General features: G+C 50.1%; 1 pseudogene. It reads right to left on the bottom strand.

The features are described 5' to 3' along the window. Positions 1-201, bottom strand: a pseudogene (locus DNK59_RS31425) (aminoacyl--tRNA ligase-related protein); the annotation flags it as partial. Positions 202-421: the final 220 nt, after the last annotated feature.

The raw sequence follows: 421 nt of genomic DNA, 5'->3' as shown, positions 1-421 counted from the left end.
GTTACGATGACATGAACCAAACTCAGCCATACGTAATGGTAGATCACGGTAAGATTTCAGACCTTGGTTAAAGATCTGTACGTGACCTGGGCAGTTCATTGGCTTAATTGCGTATTCACGGTTCTCAGAACTTGTTGTGAACATTGCATCTGCGTACTTGTCCCAGTGACCAGAACGTTCCCATAGTACACGGTCCATCATTAGAGGACCTTTTACTTCTTGGTAATCGTATTGGTTTAGTTTTTTTCAAACAAAAGCCGGCAGCCGAGTGATGGTAGGCCCTCGGGGGTGCGGCGAGGTGTACAAGAGTCGGGCCGACGAGTTCCCTGGCCCCAGTTAAAATCGCCGCCGCAGCCGAGATTGCGCGGGGTTGCCCTGTGTGAGGAGAGTCTGAATGAGTCATGTGCTGGATGATCTGGTC

Origin of the sequence: Pseudomonas sp. TKO26, assembly GCF_003225665.1 — a bacterium.
Lineage (GTDB): Bacteria > Pseudomonadota > Gammaproteobacteria > Pseudomonadales > Pseudomonadaceae > Aquipseudomonas > Aquipseudomonas saponiphila.
The sequence above is the reverse complement of the archived record's forward strand: the minus strand, read 5'-3'. Positions and strand labels throughout refer to the sequence as shown.